This window comes from Vreelandella xerophytica, assembly GCF_968048975.1.
This window is the reverse complement of record NZ_OZ309106.1, coordinates 1-16,712: the sequence shown is the minus strand read 5'-3', so window position 1 is coordinate 16,712 and position 16,712 is coordinate 1. Positions and strand designations below refer to the sequence as shown.

General features: G+C 60.2%; 13 protein-coding genes. 6 read left to right on the top strand and 7 right to left on the bottom strand.

Translation table 11 applies throughout. The annotated features are described in order from the left end of the window. Positions 1-97 precede the first annotated feature (97 nt). The gene (locus tag ACWF8S_RS00065; RefSeq protein WP_447554801.1) at positions 98-1,150 is read left to right on the top strand and encodes a glycosyltransferase family 9 protein; all 1,053 of its coding nucleotides are present in this window, start codon (positions 98-100) and stop codon (positions 1,148-1,150) included. Here ACWF8S_RS00065 and ACWF8S_RS00060 read toward each other — a convergent pair. Next, complete coding sequence (locus tag ACWF8S_RS00060; protein WP_447554800.1) at positions 1,112-1,873, bottom strand: glycosyltransferase family 2 protein; 762 nt, start codon at positions 1,871-1,873, stop codon at positions 1,112-1,114. The genes ACWF8S_RS00065 and ACWF8S_RS00060 overlap by 39 nt on opposite strands. Before the next feature lie 127 nt (positions 1,874-2,000). Between ACWF8S_RS00060 and ACWF8S_RS00055 the strand changes: the two genes are divergently transcribed. Next, positions 2,001-3,656: a sulfatase-like hydrolase/transferase gene (locus ACWF8S_RS00055; protein ID WP_447554799.1), complete on the top strand. Its 1,656-nt coding sequence runs from the start codon at positions 2,001-2,003 to the stop codon at positions 3,654-3,656. Here the strand turns inward: ACWF8S_RS00055 and waaF are convergent. After that, on the bottom strand, positions 3,646-4,689 hold the full coding sequence (waaF, locus tag ACWF8S_RS00050; RefSeq protein ID WP_447554798.1) for a lipopolysaccharide heptosyltransferase II: 1,044 nt from the start codon (positions 4,687-4,689) through the stop codon (positions 3,646-3,648). The genes ACWF8S_RS00055 and waaF overlap by 11 nt on opposite strands. After that, positions 4,682-5,638, bottom strand: a complete 957-nt coding sequence (rfaD, locus tag ACWF8S_RS00045) for an ADP-glyceromanno-heptose 6-epimerase (protein WP_447554797.1) — start codon at positions 5,636-5,638, stop codon at positions 4,682-4,684. Before rfaD ends, waaF begins: the two co-directional genes overlap by 8 nt. A gap of 107 nt (positions 5,639-5,745) precedes the next feature. Between rfaD and glyQ the strand changes: the two genes are divergently transcribed. The 4 genes from glyQ (at position 5,746) to gmhB (ending at position 10,335) form a co-directional block, all read left to right on the top strand. Further along, positions 5,746-6,705 carry a glycine--tRNA ligase subunit alpha gene (gene glyQ, locus ACWF8S_RS00040; protein ID WP_447554796.1) on the top strand — a complete coding sequence of 320 codons (960 nt, stop codon included), beginning with the start codon at positions 5,746-5,748 and terminating at the stop codon, positions 6,703-6,705. Next, a complete protein-coding gene (gene glyS, locus ACWF8S_RS00035; protein ID WP_447554795.1) occupies positions 6,706-8,769 on the top strand; it encodes a glycine--tRNA ligase subunit beta in 2,064 nt (687 codons plus the stop codon). A 208-nt stretch (positions 8,770-8,977) separates the two neighbouring features. Further along, the gene (locus tag ACWF8S_RS00030) at positions 8,978-9,769 is read left to right on the top strand and encodes a hypothetical protein (RefSeq protein WP_447554794.1); all 792 of its coding nucleotides are present in this window, start codon (positions 8,978-8,980) and stop codon (positions 9,767-9,769) included. Beyond that, positions 9,766-10,335 (top strand): D-glycero-beta-D-manno-heptose 1,7-bisphosphate 7-phosphatase, encoded by a 570-nt coding sequence (gene gmhB / locus ACWF8S_RS00025; RefSeq protein ID WP_447554793.1) that lies wholly within the window; start codon positions 9,766-9,768, stop codon positions 10,333-10,335. The genes ACWF8S_RS00030 and gmhB overlap by 4 nt, the downstream gene beginning before the upstream one ends. Positions 10,336-10,448: 113 nt before the next feature. Here gmhB and gyrB read toward each other — a convergent pair whose 3' ends face one another. The 4 genes from gyrB to dnaA form a co-directional block, all read right to left on the bottom strand. Further along, positions 10,449-12,869, bottom strand: coding sequence for a DNA topoisomerase (ATP-hydrolyzing) subunit B (gene gyrB / locus ACWF8S_RS00020; protein ID WP_447554792.1), 2,421 nt, complete (start codon positions 12,867-12,869; stop codon positions 10,449-10,451). Positions 12,870-12,908: 39 nt separating this feature from the next. Continuing rightward, positions 12,909-14,012, bottom strand: a complete 1,104-nt coding sequence (gene recF / locus ACWF8S_RS00015) for a DNA replication/repair protein RecF (protein WP_447554791.1) — start codon at positions 14,010-14,012, stop codon at positions 12,909-12,911. Between the two features lie 78 nt (positions 14,013-14,090). Beyond that, entirely contained in the window at positions 14,091-15,194 is a 1,104-nt protein-coding gene (gene dnaN, locus ACWF8S_RS00010; protein ID WP_447554790.1) for a DNA polymerase III subunit beta, read from the bottom strand. Positions 15,195-15,248: 54 nt separating this feature from the next. Further along, positions 15,249-16,712, bottom strand: coding sequence for a chromosomal replication initiator protein DnaA (gene dnaA, locus ACWF8S_RS00005; protein ID WP_447554789.1), 1,464 nt, complete (start codon positions 16,710-16,712; stop codon positions 15,249-15,251).

Genomic DNA, 16,712 nt, shown 5'->3' with positions numbered 1-16,712 from the left:
TCACCTTCGCCTTTTACACCCGCCGCCGGGCACGCGTTGTTAAACAACTCCTTCATTGTCTTGTAGTATACAGGCTGCAATTAACAGGGTATTCATCATGGCGCAGAACAAGGCGCAGAAAGTGCTGGTCGTGCGTAACGACAAAATCGGCGATTTCATGCTGGCCTGGCCGGCGCTGGCCTGTTTGAAAAGCGCCACCCCCCGCCCGCACGTCAGCGTGCTGGTGCCTGCCTATACCGCAGCGCTGGCACGTGCCTGCCCCTGGGTGGATGACGTGATCATCGACCCCGGCGCCAGTAGCGATAAAAAAGCCCGGAAGGCACTGCTGGAAACCCTGAAAGCCGCCCGATTCGACGCCATGCTGACGCTTTTTTCCACACCGCGCATCGGCTGGCTGGGCCTGCGTGCGCGCATACCGCTGCGTATGGCGCCGGCTACCAAGTGGGCGCAGATATTCTATACCGCGCGCATCCGCCAGCGCCGCTCGCGCTCGCAAAAGCCCGAGTACCAGTACAATGTGGATCTGGCCTGCCGGCTGCTCGAACGCCTTTCACTCAAGCTCGCCACCCTGCCCGAGCCGCCCTTCTGGCCACTGGATGACGCGCTTTGTGAACAACGCCGCCAGGCGCTGGTCGACCAGACGCCCGCCTGCGCGGTCATCGTCCACCCCGGCAGTGGCGGCTCGGCGGTCAATCTATCCATTGCCCAGTACGCGGCGCTGATTCGCCAGGTGGACCACCAGGTAGAAGGCACGCTTTACTGGTGGATCAGCGCAGGGCCTGGCGAGCAGGCCCAGGCAAAGGCGCTGATGAAGGCCTTGGTGCCTGACGCCATCCAGGTCGCGCGTCTGGCGCCAGGCGATGACGTGAAGGATTTCGCACTGCAGCTGGCCGGGGCGGATATGCTGATTGCCGGCTCCACGGGGCCTTTGCACATTGCCGGATGTTTGAATATCGCCACCGCCGGGTTCTACCCGGCCAAGCGATCGGCCACATCGCTTCGCTGGCAAACCTGCAACGCCCAGCACAAGCGCCTGGCCTTCAGCCCGCCGACGAGCGCCGACAGCCAGGACATGAGCGCTGTCGATCTCACCGCCGCCGCCGACGAGATTTCAGCGCTTATCCGCACTCGCTTGAGTACGCACCCATAGATCGGCGTACTTGTTGAAGGTGGAGTGGGCCGAGACAATGGCCAGCAAGAGTCCCTGCTTGCCATCCTTGAAGCCCGCCTTGAGCAGATACATCTTGATAAAGCAGCCCAGGGCGTGCATCACGCCCTGGCCCAAGGACGCCTTCTTGCCCTGGGCGGCACGCTGCTCGGCCCAGGCGTCGGCGTAATGGGCGGATTTTTCCAGATAGTGGCGCAAATCGCGGTAGGTGTAGTGCAGCAGATCGCCCTCCAGAGGCTTGACGCTGAGTGTGTCAGGCACGATGAGCTTTTCGTGTACCAGCGCAGCATTGTAGGAGGCTTGCCCCTTGGGGTAGAGACGCAGCACCCGGTCCGGATACCAGCCGGAGTGGCGGATAAACCGGCCGAAACACCAGGACAGGCGACTCAAGCCGTAAACCGCAGGTGGGGCCAGCACTGCCTGTTGAATGCTTTCGCGCAGCGCGTCGGTGATACGCTCGTCGGCGTCGATCATCAGGATCCAGTCATGGCTTGCCAGCGCTTCGGCGCGCTGACGCTGTACACCGAAGCCCTGCCAGTCGGCATTGATACTGACGTTGTCGGTAAACTCACGCGCGATCGAAAGTGTCTCATCACGGCTTCCGGCGTCCAGAATGGCGATCTCATCGACCCAGGTAAGCGTTTCAAGACACTCGCGCAGGTGATGTGCTTCGTTCTTGACGATTAATACAGCAGAAATGGCCACGGTTCACCTTTGCCTAAGCACCCCAGGGCAGGGTCTGGTCAGTTGGTTCTTGCCTGCCGGCAACCGGCAGGCAACACATTTGGTAAGCTAGCATACTCATTTGGTTAATGATGGAAAGGGATTTGGCATGGCGTCGATAAGGACCTACCAACTCACTCCTTGGCTACCGCTGATGATCATCGGCTTGAGTCTTGGCTACGCCGTCACGGTCGTCACCCGCCTGCCCTGGTGGTCGCTTCTTGTCATCGCAGCGGTCTGGGTCGGTGCGGGCCTCAAGCTTCGCTGGGGGATGCCAAGGCGCGAACGCTACCGGCCTGTCTGGCCCTGGTCGCTGGTCCCCTTGAGCTTCATGGGCATTTACGTGTATCTGGTCGACAGCTTTGGCAACGTGGACCTGGGCGCGGTGTTCTTTCACCTGCAGGCGGGGATGACCGACCACGGCGGTGGGGGCAAGATTGCCGTGGCGGTGGTGTATACGCTCATCATGCTGATGCTCTTGGCGTCGGTGACCTGGATGGCGCGCCACGACCAGCGCTGGCGTCTGGCCGAGCGGTTTTTCGCTGTCTTGATCCTGGCGATCAACCCGTTGCTTTATGGTATCGGCCAGCGCAGTGCCGCCATCGTCACCGACGATGGCGAATGGCTGAACCGTCGCTACGTGCCCCCGCCCACCACGGACCAGGCCGATGCTCCCAACCTCTTGTTGATGTATCTGGAGAGTCTGGAGCGCACCTACTCCGACCCGCAGTTTGGCGAGGCCTACGCCGACCTGGCGGCGCTGGGTGAGCGCGGGCTGGTGTTCGAGGGCATTCGCCAGATGGACAACACCGGCTGGACCATGGCGGGCATGATCGCCAGCCAGTGCGGTGTACCCTTGATGCCGGCAGGGCTTTTGCACGACACCCAGTTCGAACCGCTCACGCAGGTGGTGCCCGGCGTGGATTGTCTGGGCGATGTACTGGCCGGGCAAGGCTACCGGATGAGCTACCTGGGCGGCGCCAGCTCACAGTTCGCGGGCAAGGGACTTTTCTATCGCGGCCACCGGTTCCAGACGGTGAAAGGCAAGGAGGACTGGTTGCCCGAACTTGATGATCCGGAGTACATCAACAGCTGGGGCGTGTTCGACGATACCCTCTATGAGGCGACCCAGGAGGAAATACGCCGGCTGAACAGTGAAGACGACGGCCCCTGGGCGGTGGTCAATCTGAGCCTGGCCGGCCACGCCCCCCACGGCTTTCCCTCCCAGACCTGCATCGACCGCCAGGGCGAGCTTGACGGCCAGGACATCCTGTATTCGGTGGAGTGCTCCGCCTGGCAGGCGCGGGATCTGATCCAGCGTCTGCAGGCCGAGGGCCTTCTGGATAATACGCTGGTGGTGGTTCTAAGCGATCACTTGACCATGCGTGTATCGGTATGGGATCAGCTCACCACCCTTGACCGGGACAATACCCTGATCATGCTGGGCGATCACATCGCGCCTCGGCGCATTCGCCGAAACGCCACCATGCTGGACGTCTTTCCCACGATTCTGGAGGCGATGGGCTTGCCTCTTGATGAGCACCGCGCAGGGCTGGGCGCATCGCTTCTGGGCGAGCGTTCCACTCTCGCCGAAGCCCATGGCCTGGAGGTGCTCAACGAGCGCCTGCGCGAGGAGACGGCGCTGCAGCACCGGCTCTGGGAAGGGCTGGCGCCCCAGCGACGCGGCGCGGCTCCCACGCCGGCGGAGCAGGTCATGGAACCCCCTGCCGACGACGCCAGCGAAGGAGAAAACCTTACCCGCTGACGATCACGCCTTCGCTGCCTTGATCGGCGCGCAGGGCGTGGTAGACGCCTTCTTCGGTGAGCTGATTCAGGCAGTTGGTATGACCAAGCGGACAGGTACGCTTGAAACAGGGCGAACAGGTGAGTCCCAGGTAATGGATGGTCGCGCTATCGGTCAGCGGGGGCGTGTACCGAGGCGATGATGAGCCGTAGAGCGCGTGAATCGGCACACCCACGGCGGCGGCTACGTGCATCAGCCCGGAGTCGTTGGTCACCACCTGTCGACAGTCGGCGAGCAGATCCACCGCGTCAATCAGCGCCGTCTGCCCGCACAGGTTATAGACGTGGGGGAGATGCTGTCTGATCTCTTCGCCGACCACGTGATCCTTCGGCCCACCAAAGATACGCACTTCAAAACCGTCATCGACCAGTCGTTTGGCGAGGGCGTGGAAGTATGCCGGTGGCCACTGCTTGGCCGGGCCGTACTCCGCTCCCGGCATCATCCCCACCGCCGGGCGCGAGGAAAGTTCGAGCTTGATGCGCAGATTCACCAGGTTATCGAAATCCACGCGCAGGCGCGGCGGGGCAATCGTAACATCGCCGTTCAGGGCCTGCTCCTTGGGCAATCCCAGCGAGACGAAGCGCTTCACGGTCTGGTCGAGCACCGTTTTATCGAGCTTTCGCGCCTCGGTCAAAAGCCCGTAGCGGTATTCCCCCAGAAAGCCCACTCGCTCGGGGATACGGGCCAGAAACGGTACCAGCGCGGCCTTCCAGGAGCGGGGCAGCACGATGGCCGTATCGAACCGCCCGCGAAGCCGCGCCGCCAGTTCGCGGCGGCTTTTCAAACCGAACTCACCGTGGCCCGCCGACAGCGCCAGCACTTCATCGACCTGGGGCATACGCTCAAGAATCGGCTGCGACCAGCCGGGGGCGACCACGCCGAGCGTGGCCCCTGGGTGGCGCGCCTTGAGTTCGATAAACAGGCTCTGGGCCATCACCATGTCCCCCACCCAGGAGGGACCCACGACCAGCAGCCGCTTGGCGGTGTCAGCCATTGAGCCACTCCAGGTAGGCTTTCACGCCCTGGGCGACGGTCTTGAACTCCACGTCACACCCGGCTTCTCGAAGGCGCTCGATATCCGCCCGGGTGTAGCTCTGGTAACGGCCCTTGAGCTCGTCGGGGAAATCGATGTAGTCGATCTGGCCCTTGCCGTAGTAGTCGATCACCGCCTCGCCGATCGCCTTGAACGGCTCCGCCCGGCCGGTGCCCAGGTTGAAGATGCCCGAGACGTTGGGGTGATCCAGAAACCACAGGTTCACATCTACCACATCACCGACAAAGACGAAATCGCGACTTTGCATGCCCGCATCGAACCCATCGTGGGCGCCAAAGAGCTTGAGCGTCTCGCCCGCGCTCACCTGGCGGTGGTTATGAAACGCCACGCTCGCCATCTTGCCCTTGTGTTGCTCCCGCGGGCCGTACACGTTGAAGTAGCGAAACCCGACCACCTGGGTGGTCAATGATGGCATACGCGCCCGCACGTGCTGATCGAACAGCAGCTTCGAGTAGCCATACACGTTGAGCGGCTTCTCGAACTCCGGCGCTTCCTTGAACACTTCGCTGCCTCCATAGGTGGCCGCGGAAGAGGCGTAGAGAAACGCAGCGCCGTGCTGATCGCAGTACTCGAGCAGCACCTTCGAGTACTCGAAGTTGTTTTCCATCATGTACTGACCATTCCACTCGGTGGTGTCCGAGCAGGCGCCTTCGTGAAAGATCGCCTCGATGGCGGGCAGATCATTGGGCTCGCCGCGCAGGGCAGCCTTCACCTCGGCCAGAAAGCTCGCCTTGTCGCGATAATCGAACAGCGTACAGTCAACGAGATTCACGAACTTGGTGCCGTCACGCAGATCATCCACCACCAGTATATCGGTACGTCCGCGCGCGTTGAGCGCCTTGACGATATTGGCGCCGATAAATCCGGCCCCGCCGGTCACTACGATCATAAGATCTCCTTCAAAAGCGGCTTGGTTGGCTCAGGTGCCTATAACCCATCTGCTGGGGATTGTATACTTGACGGCTAATGAATTCATGGCCAATGGTGCTTTTTGCGATGAGTGTCTCGACGAACCAATCGACACCGGATGTGTCGACCTTTCAAGGATTGATCCTTGCGCTGCAGCAGTACTGGGCAGAACAGGGCTGCGTGATTCTTCAGCCGCTGGACATGGAAGTGGGCGCGGGCACCTTCCACCCCGCCACCTTCCTGCGCTCGATTGGCCCGGAAACCTGGAACGCCGCCTACGTGCAGCCGTCACGGCGCCCCACTGACGGGCGCTACGGGGAAAACCCCAACCGTCTTCAGCACTACTACCAGTTCCAGGTGGTGATGAAGCCCTCGCCGAGCAACTTCCAGGAGCTGTACCTTGGCTCGCTCAAGCGCCTGGGGCTCGACCCGCTGGTCCACGATGTGCGTTTCGTCGAGGACAACTGGGAATCGCCGACGCTGGGCGCCTGGGGGCTTGGCTGGGAAATGTGGCTCAACGGCATGGAAGTGACCCAGTTCACCTACTTCCAACAAGCCGGGGGTATCGAGTGCTACCCGGTCACCGGCGAGCTGACCTATGGGCTCGAGCGTATCGCCATGTACCTTCAAGACGTGGACAGCGTCTACGACCTGGTGTGGGCGATTGCCCCGGATGGCAGCAAGGTGAGCTACGGCGACGTCTACCTGCAAAACGAGCGTGAGCAGTCCGCCTATAACTTCGAGCACGCCGATGTCGATCAGTTGTTTGCCAACTTCGACCATCAGGAAAAAGAGTGCACCAAACTGCTGGAGGCGCAGCTGCCGCTGCCCGCCTACGAGCAGGTGCTCAAGGCCTCGCATACCTTCAACCTGCTGGATGCGCGCCACGCGATCTCGGTCACCGAGCGTCAGCGTTTCATTCTTCGCGTGCGCACCATGGCGCGTAACGTGGCCCACGCTTATTTCGAGTCGCGCAAGGCCGAAGGCTTCCCGATGGCCCCTGATGCCCTTCGCCGCGAACTACTAGACGACCAGGGAGACGTATAAATGGCTGCTGATACGCTGTTACTCGAACTCGGCGCTGAAGAGCTCCCTCCGACGGCGCTGGATGCCCTGTCGGACGCGTTTGCCGCCGGGATCGAAAAAGGCCTGAGCGAGGCCGAGATCGATTTCAAAAAAGTCGTCGCCTACGCCACCCCCCGGCGCCTGGCCGTGCGCGTCGAGGCGCTTTCGGACAAGCAGCCCGACCGCGAAGTGGAAAAACGTGGCCCGGCACTCCAAGCTGCGTTCAAGGATGGCGTTCCTACCAAGGCCGCCGAAGGCTTCGCCCGCTCCTGCGGGGTGAGCGTTGATGAGCTGATTCATCTGGAAACCGACAAGGGCACCTGGCTTGGCTATCGCGAGCGTCAACAGGGTGAGAGTGTTCAGTCGCTGCTGCCCGAGCTCTTGCGCAAGACCCTGACCTCGCTTCCGGTGCCCAAGAACATGCGCTGGGGCTCGTCTCGCATCGAGTTCTCGCGCCCGGTTCATTGGCTGGTAGCGCTTTACGGCCGTGACGTGATTGCCGCCCAGGCGCTGGGACTCGAGGCCAGCCGCACGACTTACGGCCACCGCTTCCACGCCCCGGACGCCATTCAGCTCGAGCACGCCGACGACTATCTCGAAGCACTTGAGAATGCGTTTGTCCTGGCAGACCGTACTCAGCGCCGCGAACGCATCCGCGAACAGGTATTGGCCGAGGCCGAGGTGCAGGAGGCCACAGCGGTCATCGATGAAGACCTGCTGGTGGAAGTCAGCGGCCTGGTGGAGTGGCCGGTGGCGCTGACCGGCAGCTTCGATGAACGCTTCTTGAAAGTGCCGGCGGAATGTCTCGTTTCGTCGATGAAGGCCAACCAGAAGTATTTTCACCTGCTGGGTGACGACGGGGCCCTGAAGCCGCTGTTCATCACCATCGCCAATATTGAAAGCCTGGACCCTCAGCAGGTGATTTCGGGTAACGAGAAGGTCATTCGCCCCCGCCTGGCGGACGCGGTGTTCTTCTATGACACCGACCGCAAGCAGCGCCTGGCCGCGCGTATCCCCCAGCTCGAGAGCGTGGTCTTCCAGCAGCAGCTGGGTTCGCTTGCTGAAAAGGTACGCCGCAGCACCGCCATCGCGACCTATATCGCCCAGAAAATCGGGGGCGATGTCGGCCACGCCCAGCGCGCCGTGGCCCTGGCCAAGTGCGACCTGGTGACCGAAATGGTGCTCGAATTTCCCGAGCTTCAGGGCATCATGGGCCGCTACTACGCCGAGCAGGACGGTGAGCCTGCCGAGGTCTCCCAGGCGCTGGAGGAGCAGTACCTGCCCCGCTTCGCCGCGGACGACATCCCGCAAAGCCAGACAGGCAAGGCGTTGGCGCTCGCCGACCGGATCGATACGCTCGTAGGTATTTTCGGCATTGGCCAGCGCCCTACCGGCGCCAAGGACCCCTTCGCCCTGCGCCGTGCCTCGATCGGTGTGCTGAACATTCTGGTGAAAGGCGAGCTCGAACTGGACCTGGGCGAGCTTTTGCAGATCGCTGCCGAACAGCACCGCGATATCGCCTCGCCGGCAGTCGTCGATGAAGTACTGACCTACATGCTGGACCGCTTTCGCGCCTGGGGCCAGGAAGAGGGCATCAGTGCCGAGATGTATCTTGCCGTTCGCGCTCGCCCGGTCACCAAACCGCTGGATTTTGCCCGCCGCCTGCGCGCGGTGAAGGCATTTACCCAGCGCGAGGAGGCTCAGGCGCTGGCTGCCGCCAACAAGCGTGTCTCCAACATTCTGGGCAAACAGGCATTTGATGGCAGCACCCGGGTAGATACCGCGCTTTTGCAGGACAGTGCCGAGCACGCCCTGTATGAAGCCGTTACCCAACGTCAGACTCAGGTTGCTCCGCTGTTTGCCGCTGGCGACTATCAGCAGGCACTCGATCAACTGGCCACGCTCAGAGCCCCGATCGACACCTTTTTTGACGAGGTGATGGTCATGGCCGATGATCCGGCGATTCGCCAGAATCGTCTGGCGCTGCTGGCCAGCCTGCAGGCGCTGTTCCTGGAAGTGGCGGATATCTCGCTTCTGCCTCAATAAACATGCCTGACTAGCCGAAGAAAGGGGGGCCTGAGCGCCCCCTTTTTCATGGTTGTCCCGAATTCGTTTCACGCTTTTTTAAGTGAGGTGTTTCACGTGAAACACTTCCCGGGTGAAACTGCTCGTAGAACTTGATACGTTAACAGAACCGATTAACGAATCGTCGATGAACCAGGACGCAGCCAAGCGTCCGCGAAGGAGACGATCGATGTACGATGCGTTCCTGAAAGAGACCTACCCTGAGCAGCAGGCATCCATGGCGCCGCATACGCTCAACGGTGAAAAAGTGTGGTTGAAACGGGCAGCAAGACGCAACTCCCGGTTTGTTTACGCGCCGCTCAACCTTCTAGCCCGACTCATGAACATCGAAGCGCTCAAGCCCGTACCGAACCTGGGTGGCGAGCAGAGTATTCAAACGGAAATAGCACGACTTCATGCGCTTGAAGCGGCGGGTGTCAATGTGCCCACGTTACTGGCCACGCACCCCCAGGCGCTTTTGCTCGCGGACGCCGGCACCCCGGACGCGCCGGCTACCACGCTGCTCGATGAGCTCAAAAATGCGTCCAGCGAGGCCGAGGTGGATGCCGCCCTGGCACTGGGGATCAATGCACTGGTCAATGCCCACCAGCGCGACTGCTACTTGAGCGAAGCGTTTGCGCGCAATGTACTGATCACTCGAGATCAGGCGGTCTTCATCGATTTTGAAACCGACCCGGGGCAGGTCCATACGCCCATCGACTGCATGGTGCGGGATTGGTACTGCCTTATCTTTTCGCTGTATGGCAAGCTTTACAAGTCGCCGCTTCAACACGAGCGTCTGCCACCCGCGCTGGTTGCCGGGCTGGAAAACGAGCGCGAGGAGGTGCGCCGCCGGTTCAAGGCGATGCTGCCCGCCCTGCTGCGTCTGCAGAAACTTCCGTTCAAGCACTTGGGTAGCGACGGTCGTAAAATTCATGTAACGCTCAAGTCGCTGGCGGCCTTGCAGGAGCGCCTTCCATGAAAACTCCAACACCTGCTTCTGCCAGCCACCTGGTTATTCTGGACCGTGACGGTGTGATCAACCAGGATTCCGATCACTACGTCAAGAACCTCGAGGAGTGGATCCCCTACCCTGGTTCGATTGCGGCTATTGGTGAACTGACCCGCGCAGGCTTTACGGTGGCGGTGGCTACCAATCAGTCCGGCCTGGCCCGCGGCTATTTCGATGAAAAAGCGCTGACGGCGATGCATCAAGAGCTCACCCGCCTCGTTGATGACGCCGGCGGCAGGATTGCGCACATTGCCTACTGCCCCCACGGGCCGGAAGATGACTGCAACTGTCGCAAGCCGCTACCGGGGCTCTTGCAGCAAATCCAGCAAGCGCTTGCGCTCGATAGCCTGGACGGCAGCTGGATGGTAGGCGATAGCTTGCGGGATCTGCAGGCCGGCGAAGCGGTGGGCTGCCAACCCGTACTGGTCAAAACCGGCAAGGGAGCGAAGACGCTCGGAAAAGGCGAAGGGCTTGAAAATACTCGGGTGTTTGATGATTTGGCGACTTTCACGAAGTGGCTGCTTCACGCTCGATAAGTTGCATCTTACCGATAGCGCTACGCTACTACTTGACCGATCAAAAAAAACGCCGCGATCAACGCGGCGTTTTCAGATCTGGCTAGCAGTCATGTTTCACGTGAAACAATCCGTCAAACATCGAGGTTGGCGACCAGCGCGTTGGTTTCAATGAAGTCGCGGCGCGGTTCTACTTCGTCACCCATCAATGTGTTGAACATCATGTCCGCAGCGACAGCGTCTTCGATGGTCACGCGAAGCATGCGACGGCTGTCCGGGTCCATGGTGGTTTCCCACAGCTGATCCGGGTTCATCTCGCCAAGGCCCTTGTAGCGCTGTACCGACAGGCCACGCTGGCCTTCCTGCATCAGCCACTGTAGCACCTCGGAGAACTCCGTTACCGGCCTCTGACGCTCGCCTCGGGCAATATAGGCACCCTCTTCCAACAGGTTGTCCAGTGTCTCGCCCAGACTCGCCATTGCGCGATAATCTGCACTTTCGAAGAAATCGAGGCCCCAGACGTATTCAGTGGTCACGCCATGAGCGATCAGCGATACCGTAGGCAGATGCAAGCCCCGTTCGCTATCCTCTTTCAGATAGAACTGATAGCGCGGGCCGCCTTCGTACGCGACACGTTCATCCATGGCCGTCTGCAGCTCGCCGATCCAGTTTTCCATGGTGACGCGATCCTTCAAGCTGACCTCCCCTTGAAGCGCGCTGGCATGAATGGTCTGACGAAGTACTTCGATGGGGAAGACCCGGCCCAGGCGATCGATACGCTTGATCACGTTACGGAACTGATTGACCAGCGCTTCAAGCTGCGAGCCGGTTATCGCCGGCGCGTCGGCATTGACATGGAGCCCGGCCCCATCAAGTGCGGTAGTCGTCAGGTAATCGATCATCGCCTGCTCATCCTTGAGATAGAGCTCCTGCTTGCCGCGCTTGATCTTGTAAAGCGGCGGCTGGGCGATGAAGATATGACCGCGCTCGATCAGCTCTGGCATCTGACGGAAGAAGAACGTCAACAACAGCGTACGGATATGCGAACCGTCGACGTCGGCATCGGTCATGATGATGATCGAGTGGTAGCGTAGCTTGTCCGGATTGAACTCTTCGCGCCCGATACCGCAGCCAAGAGCCGTGATCAGCGTGCCTACTTCCGCCGAAGAGAGCATCTTGTCAAAACGCGCCTTCTCGACGTTCAGGATCTTGCCCTTCAGCGGCAGAATGGCCTGGGTACGACGATCACGGCCCTGCTTGGCGCTGCCGCCAGCGGAATCGCCCTCCACCAGGTAAAGCTCGGACTGGCTCGGGTCCTTCTCCTGGCAATCGGCCAGCTTGCCGGGAAGACCCGCGATATCCAGCGCCCCCTTGCGCCGGGTCATGTCGCGGGCCTTGCGCGCGGCTTCTCGGGCACGGGCAGCGTCCAGCATCTTGTTGACGATGGACTTGGCCTCGTTGGGCTTCTCGATCAGGTAATCGGCAAACAGACGCCCCATTTCCTGCTCGACGGCAGTTTTCACTTCACTCGAGACGAGCTTGTCCTTGGTCTGGGAAGAGAACTTGGGATCTGGCACTTTCACCGAAATGATAGCCGTCAGGCCTTCGCGGGCATCGTCGCCGGAGGTGTTCACCTTGGCCTTCTTCAAGAGGCCTTCGGCTTCGATGTAGTGATTCAGCGTACGCGTCAGGGCCGCCCGGAAGCCCGCCAGGTGAGTACCGCCATCACGCTGAGGAATATTGTTGGTGTAGCAGAAGATGCTCTCGGTGAAGGTATCACTCCACTGCATGGCCACTTCCACCTCGACCCCGTCCTCACGTACCGCGTTGAAGTGGAATACAGGATTCAGCGTCGATTTGTTCTTGTTCAAGTGATTTACAAAGGCCCTCAAGCCACCTTCGTAATGGAAGAGCTCTTCCTTGCCGCTGCGCTCGTCCATCAGGCGAATGGCCACGCCCGAATTGAGAAACGAGAGTTCGCGCAGGCGCTTGGCGAGAATATCGTAGTGGAACTCGATATTGGCAAAGGTATTCGGCGAGGGACGAAAGTGTACCCGGGTGCCGCTCTTGTCGGTCTGACCTACCACGCCTAGCGGGGCCTGAGGAACACCGTGCTTGTAAATCTGTTCGAACACCTCACCCTGACGCCAGATAGTCAGCTTGAGTTCTTCGGAAAGCGCGTTGACCACCGATACACCCACGCCGTGCAGTCCGCCGGATACCTTATAGGAGTTATCGTCGAACTTGCCCCCCGCGTGCAGGACGGTCATGATGACTTCCGCCGCCGACACCCCCTCTTCTTCATGGATTTCGGTAGGTACACCCCGGCCATTATCGCTGACGGTGATGGACTCATCCGGATGGATCACCACACGAATCTCGCTGCAATGGCCCGCCAGCGCTTCATCGATGGAGTTATCCACCAGCTCGAAAACCATATGGTGCAGCCCGGTACCGTCATCGGTATCGCCGATATACATACCGGGGCGCTTGCGTACTGCATCGAGCCCTTTGAGCACCTTGATGCTTGATGAATCGTAAGCCTGCTCGCTCATTGACCACTCCGTCGTGAAGTCTGTCTCGTTCCGTGTCATCTACCCGGTTGCGGTTAGCCGACTAAACCCATCATCAGACTGTTTCACGTGAAACACCTTGACGTTGGTCTGGGTCTGCCACGGCGTACTCAATACATCCGGGTCGACGCTGGTAATAAAAACCTGGCACTGCATCTCTTCCAGCAGCTCACAGAAAAGCTTGCGGTGCTGGTGATCCAGTTCTGCCGGTAAATCATCGATCAAGTAAATACATCGCCGCTTGGCGGTGCTTTCCAGAAGCCGACCCTGAGCAAGCTTCAGGGCACTGACCACCAGCTTTTGCTGGCCTCTGGAAAGCACCTCGATCGCGGGCTGCTTGTTCAACCTTATGCGTAGATCGGCACGCTGCGGCCCTTGCTGGGTAAACCCCATCTGCTGATCCGTATCGCGGCCTGCCCTGAGCACCTCCATCAAGGAGCGCTTTACATCCCACCCTCGCGCATAGCGAAGGGTCAACCCTGCTATTGGCAGCAGCCGTTCCAGCGTCTCCTCGAACACGGGGAGAAAGGCGCTGAACCAAGTTTGTCTCAGAGTGTCCATTTGCTCACCCCACTCTGAAAGCTCCTGCTCCCAGACCGTCATTTCCGCATCGGTTATTCTACCACGCCTTAGCAGTGCATTCCGATGTTTCACCGCGCGCCGAGCACGCTTCCATGCGGTCAAAAAGTCGTGTTTCACGTGAAACACGCCCCAATCCATGAATTCGCGACGCCCTCCGGGCGACCCCTCCAGAAGCCGGAATGCATCTGGATTGATGAGCTGTAATGGCATCGCATCCACAAGCTCTGCCAGCCGCACCCCCTTATGGCCTCGTAGACGAAGCTCAAGCTCGCGCTGGGCACGCAGTCTCCTAACCCCCAGGGCAACCTCAGGGTCACCCGACAAGCGCCCGTAGAGCGTCATGGAGGCGGCATCCGACTGAATGGCATGCTTGAGCTGGCGGGTGCGAAATGAGCGCCCCATTCCCAGTATGTGTATCCCTTCGAGCAGACTGGTCTTGCCGCTGCCGTTGAGACCATGGATCAGATTGACGTGGGGGGAAGGCGTCAACGCAAGTGGCGCCAGGTTGCGAAGGCCTTGCAGATTGAGCTGGGTCAGGCTCATTGACGATTATCGCCTCATTACCGGTAGTCCATAAAAAGCGGCGCTTCCAGAAACGAAGCGCCGTCATGCAGGGTACGTTCAAAGCCTCATGGGCATGACCACATAGAGCGCATCGCCGCCGCCCGGCTCTTCCAGCAACGCACTGCTGTTGGGGTCGGCCAATGTCATCTGTACGCGATCTTCATCGAGCACCGAAAGCACATCCACCAGATACCCGACGTTGAAACCAACCTCCATCGCAGGCCCGGTGTACTCGATGGCCACGTTTTCTTCGGCTTCTTCCTGCTCGGGGTTGTTGGCCATTACCTTGAGATTGCCCTCTTCAAGGTAAAGACGCACACCGCGGTACTTTTCGTTGGAGAGAATCGCGGTACGTGAGAGCACCTGTTTCAGCTCGGCCCGCTCGGCAATCAACACCTTGTCACCGTTTTTGGGGACAACCCGCTCGTAATCCGGAAACTTGCCGTCGATCAGCTTGGAGGTAAAGGTGAAATCGCCCGTGTGGGCGCGAAGATGCGTGGCCCCCAGCGTCAGACTGACCGGCTCGTCACTGTCATCCAGAAGACGGGAAAGCTCGAGAATCCCCTTTCTGGGAACAATCATCTTCTGTGACTGCTCCACGGTAACATCGGTTTCCCGGGAGCACATGGCAAGACGGTGGCCGTCGGTGGCAACCGCACGCAGCAGGTGGCTCTGGATATCCAGAAGCATGCCGTTCAGGTAGTAGCGCACATCCTGCTGGGCCATGGCGAACGAGGTTGCCTCGATCAAGTGCTTGAGCGTTCCCCGGGGAATGCTCAGCTCCTGATTGCCCTCACCGTCCTCGATATTGGGAAATTCCGCGACCGGGAGCGTGGAGAGCGTAAAGCGCGAGCGCCCGCTGCGCAGCACCGCGCGCCCCTCTTCCACAGCCAGCTGGATCTCGGACTGATCCGGCAAGGATTTACAGATATCCATCAACTTGCGTGCGGGTACGGTTGCTCCTCCTTCCTGGTCAACCTGACTTGCCACCGTGCGGCCAATCAGCTCGACCTCAAGGTCGGTACCCGTCAGCGCTACCTGATCGCCCTCTACCTGAATCAGCACGTTGGAAAGTACCGGCAGCGTCTGGCGGCGCTCAACCACGCCCGCCACCAGCGTCAGAGGGCGTAGCAGCGCCTCTCGGGAAATTGAAAACTTCATCACTACTCCGGTTTAAATGGTCGTCGTCAGCCGCTGTCGGCTTTCATTTCAGGATTAACTGGTGAGCAGACGCAAAAGATTCTTGTAGTCTTCGCGGATATCCGCACTCTCTTCCTGCAGTGTCTTTACCTTGCGACAGGCATGCAGCACCGTGGTGTGATCACGCCCGCCAAACGCGTCGCCTATTTCCGGCAGGCTGTGGTTGGTCAACTCCTTGGCCAGTGCCATCGCCACCTGGCGCGGCCGCGCTACCGAACGCGAACGACGCTTGGAAAGAAGGTCGGCCACCTTGATCTTGTAGTACTCCGCCACCGTGCGCTGGATATTATCCACGCCCACCTGCTTGTCCTGAAGCGCGAGAAGGTCCTTCAGTGATTCGCGTATGAAGTCCTGGGTGATGGGCTTGCCCATGAAGTGCGAGTCAGCGATGACCTTCTTGAGTGCGCCTTCGAGCTCGCGCACGTTGGAGCGGATCTTTTGCGCGATGAAAAAGGCCGCGTCGTGCGGCAAATCGACGCTTGCCTGATCGGCCTTTTTCATCAATATCGCCACCCGGGTCTCGAGCTCCGGCGGCTCGATGGCCACCGTCAAGCCCCAGCCAAAGCGCGACTTCAAGCGCTCCTCCACCCCGTTGATCTCCTTGGGGTAGCGGTCCGAGGTCAAGATCATCTGCTGACCGCCCTCCAGCAAGGCGTTGAAGGTGTGGAAAAACTCTTCCTGGGAGCGCTCCTTGCCGGCAAAGAACTGGATGTCATCGATCAACAGGGCATCGACACTACGATAGAAGCGCTTGAAGTCATTGATGGCATTGAGCTGCAGCGCTTTCACCATATCGGCCACGAAGCGCTCGGAATGCAGATAGACCACCCGGGCGTTCTCACGCCGATCGGCCAGGGCATTACCCACCGCGTGCATCAGGTGGGTCTTGCCCAGGCCCACGCCGCCGTACAGGAACAGCGGATTGTAGGCCCCGCCGGGATTTTCCGATACCTGACGGGAAGCGGCGCGGGCCAGCTGGTTCGACTTGCCTTCGACAAACTTGTCAAAAGTAAAATTAGGGTTAAGCCCGCTTGAGTGCTTGAGACTGCCTTCGACCTGTACCTGTCGCTCGCTGCTGCGTTTGGCCTGGGGCTCTTCGCGGAGCCGGTCGATTTCGCGCTCATCGGCAATATCGCCCCGGGGCAGGGTATGCACGGCAGGTGCCGCAGGCCTTGCCGGAGCCGCGGAAATCGGATTGCCAAGGTCCCGAGGTTGCGGCGCGGCCGCCGCACGGCGACTACCCACGGTCAGACTTACCTTGGGTGGTTTGGCCGGAGCGAGTTCTCGAATCAGTTCACTGATTCGCTTGGCGTATTTATCGCTCACCCAGTCGCGCACAAAGCGGTTGGGCGCCAGCAAGCACAGCTCGTTGGCCTCCCCTTCCTCTGCCTGCAAGGGACGGATCCATGTATTGAACTGCTGGGAGCTTAGTTCGTCCTGCAGGTAGTCCAGGCACTGTTGCCAAAGCGCGAGTGACAC

Excerpts from the sequence above, each read along its gene's own strand:
- ACWF8S_RS00065 (WP_447554801.1), top strand. The coding sequence starts at position 98 with ATGGCGCAGAACAAGGCGCAGAAAGTGCTGGTCGTGCGTAACGACAAA.
- ACWF8S_RS00055 (WP_447554799.1), top strand. The coding sequence starts at position 2,001 with ATGGCGTCGATAAGGACCTACCAACTCACTCCTTGGCTACCGCTGATG.
- waaF (WP_447554798.1), bottom strand. The coding sequence starts at position 4,689 with ATGGCTGACACCGCCAAGCGGCTGCTGGTCGTGGGTCCCTCCTGGGTG.
- rfaD (WP_447554797.1), bottom strand. The coding sequence starts at position 5,638 with ATGATCGTAGTGACCGGCGGGGCCGGATTTATCGGCGCCAATATCGTC.
- glyQ (WP_447554796.1), top strand. The coding sequence starts at position 5,746 with ATGAGTGTCTCGACGAACCAATCGACACCGGATGTGTCGACCTTTCAA.
- glyS (WP_447554795.1), top strand. The coding sequence starts at position 6,706 with ATGGCTGCTGATACGCTGTTACTCGAACTCGGCGCTGAAGAGCTCCCT.
- ACWF8S_RS00030 (WP_447554794.1), top strand. The coding sequence starts at position 8,978 with ATGTACGATGCGTTCCTGAAAGAGACCTACCCTGAGCAGCAGGCATCC.
- gmhB (WP_447554793.1), top strand. The coding sequence starts at position 9,766 with ATGAAAACTCCAACACCTGCTTCTGCCAGCCACCTGGTTATTCTGGAC.
- gyrB (WP_447554792.1), bottom strand. The coding sequence starts at position 12,869 with ATGAGCGAGCAGGCTTACGATTCATCAAGCATCAAGGTGCTCAAAGGG.
- recF (WP_447554791.1), bottom strand. The coding sequence starts at position 14,012 with ATGAGCCTGACCCAGCTCAATCTGCAAGGCCTTCGCAACCTGGCGCCA.
- dnaN (WP_447554790.1), bottom strand. The coding sequence starts at position 15,194 with ATGAAGTTTTCAATTTCCCGAGAGGCGCTGCTACGCCCTCTGACGCTG.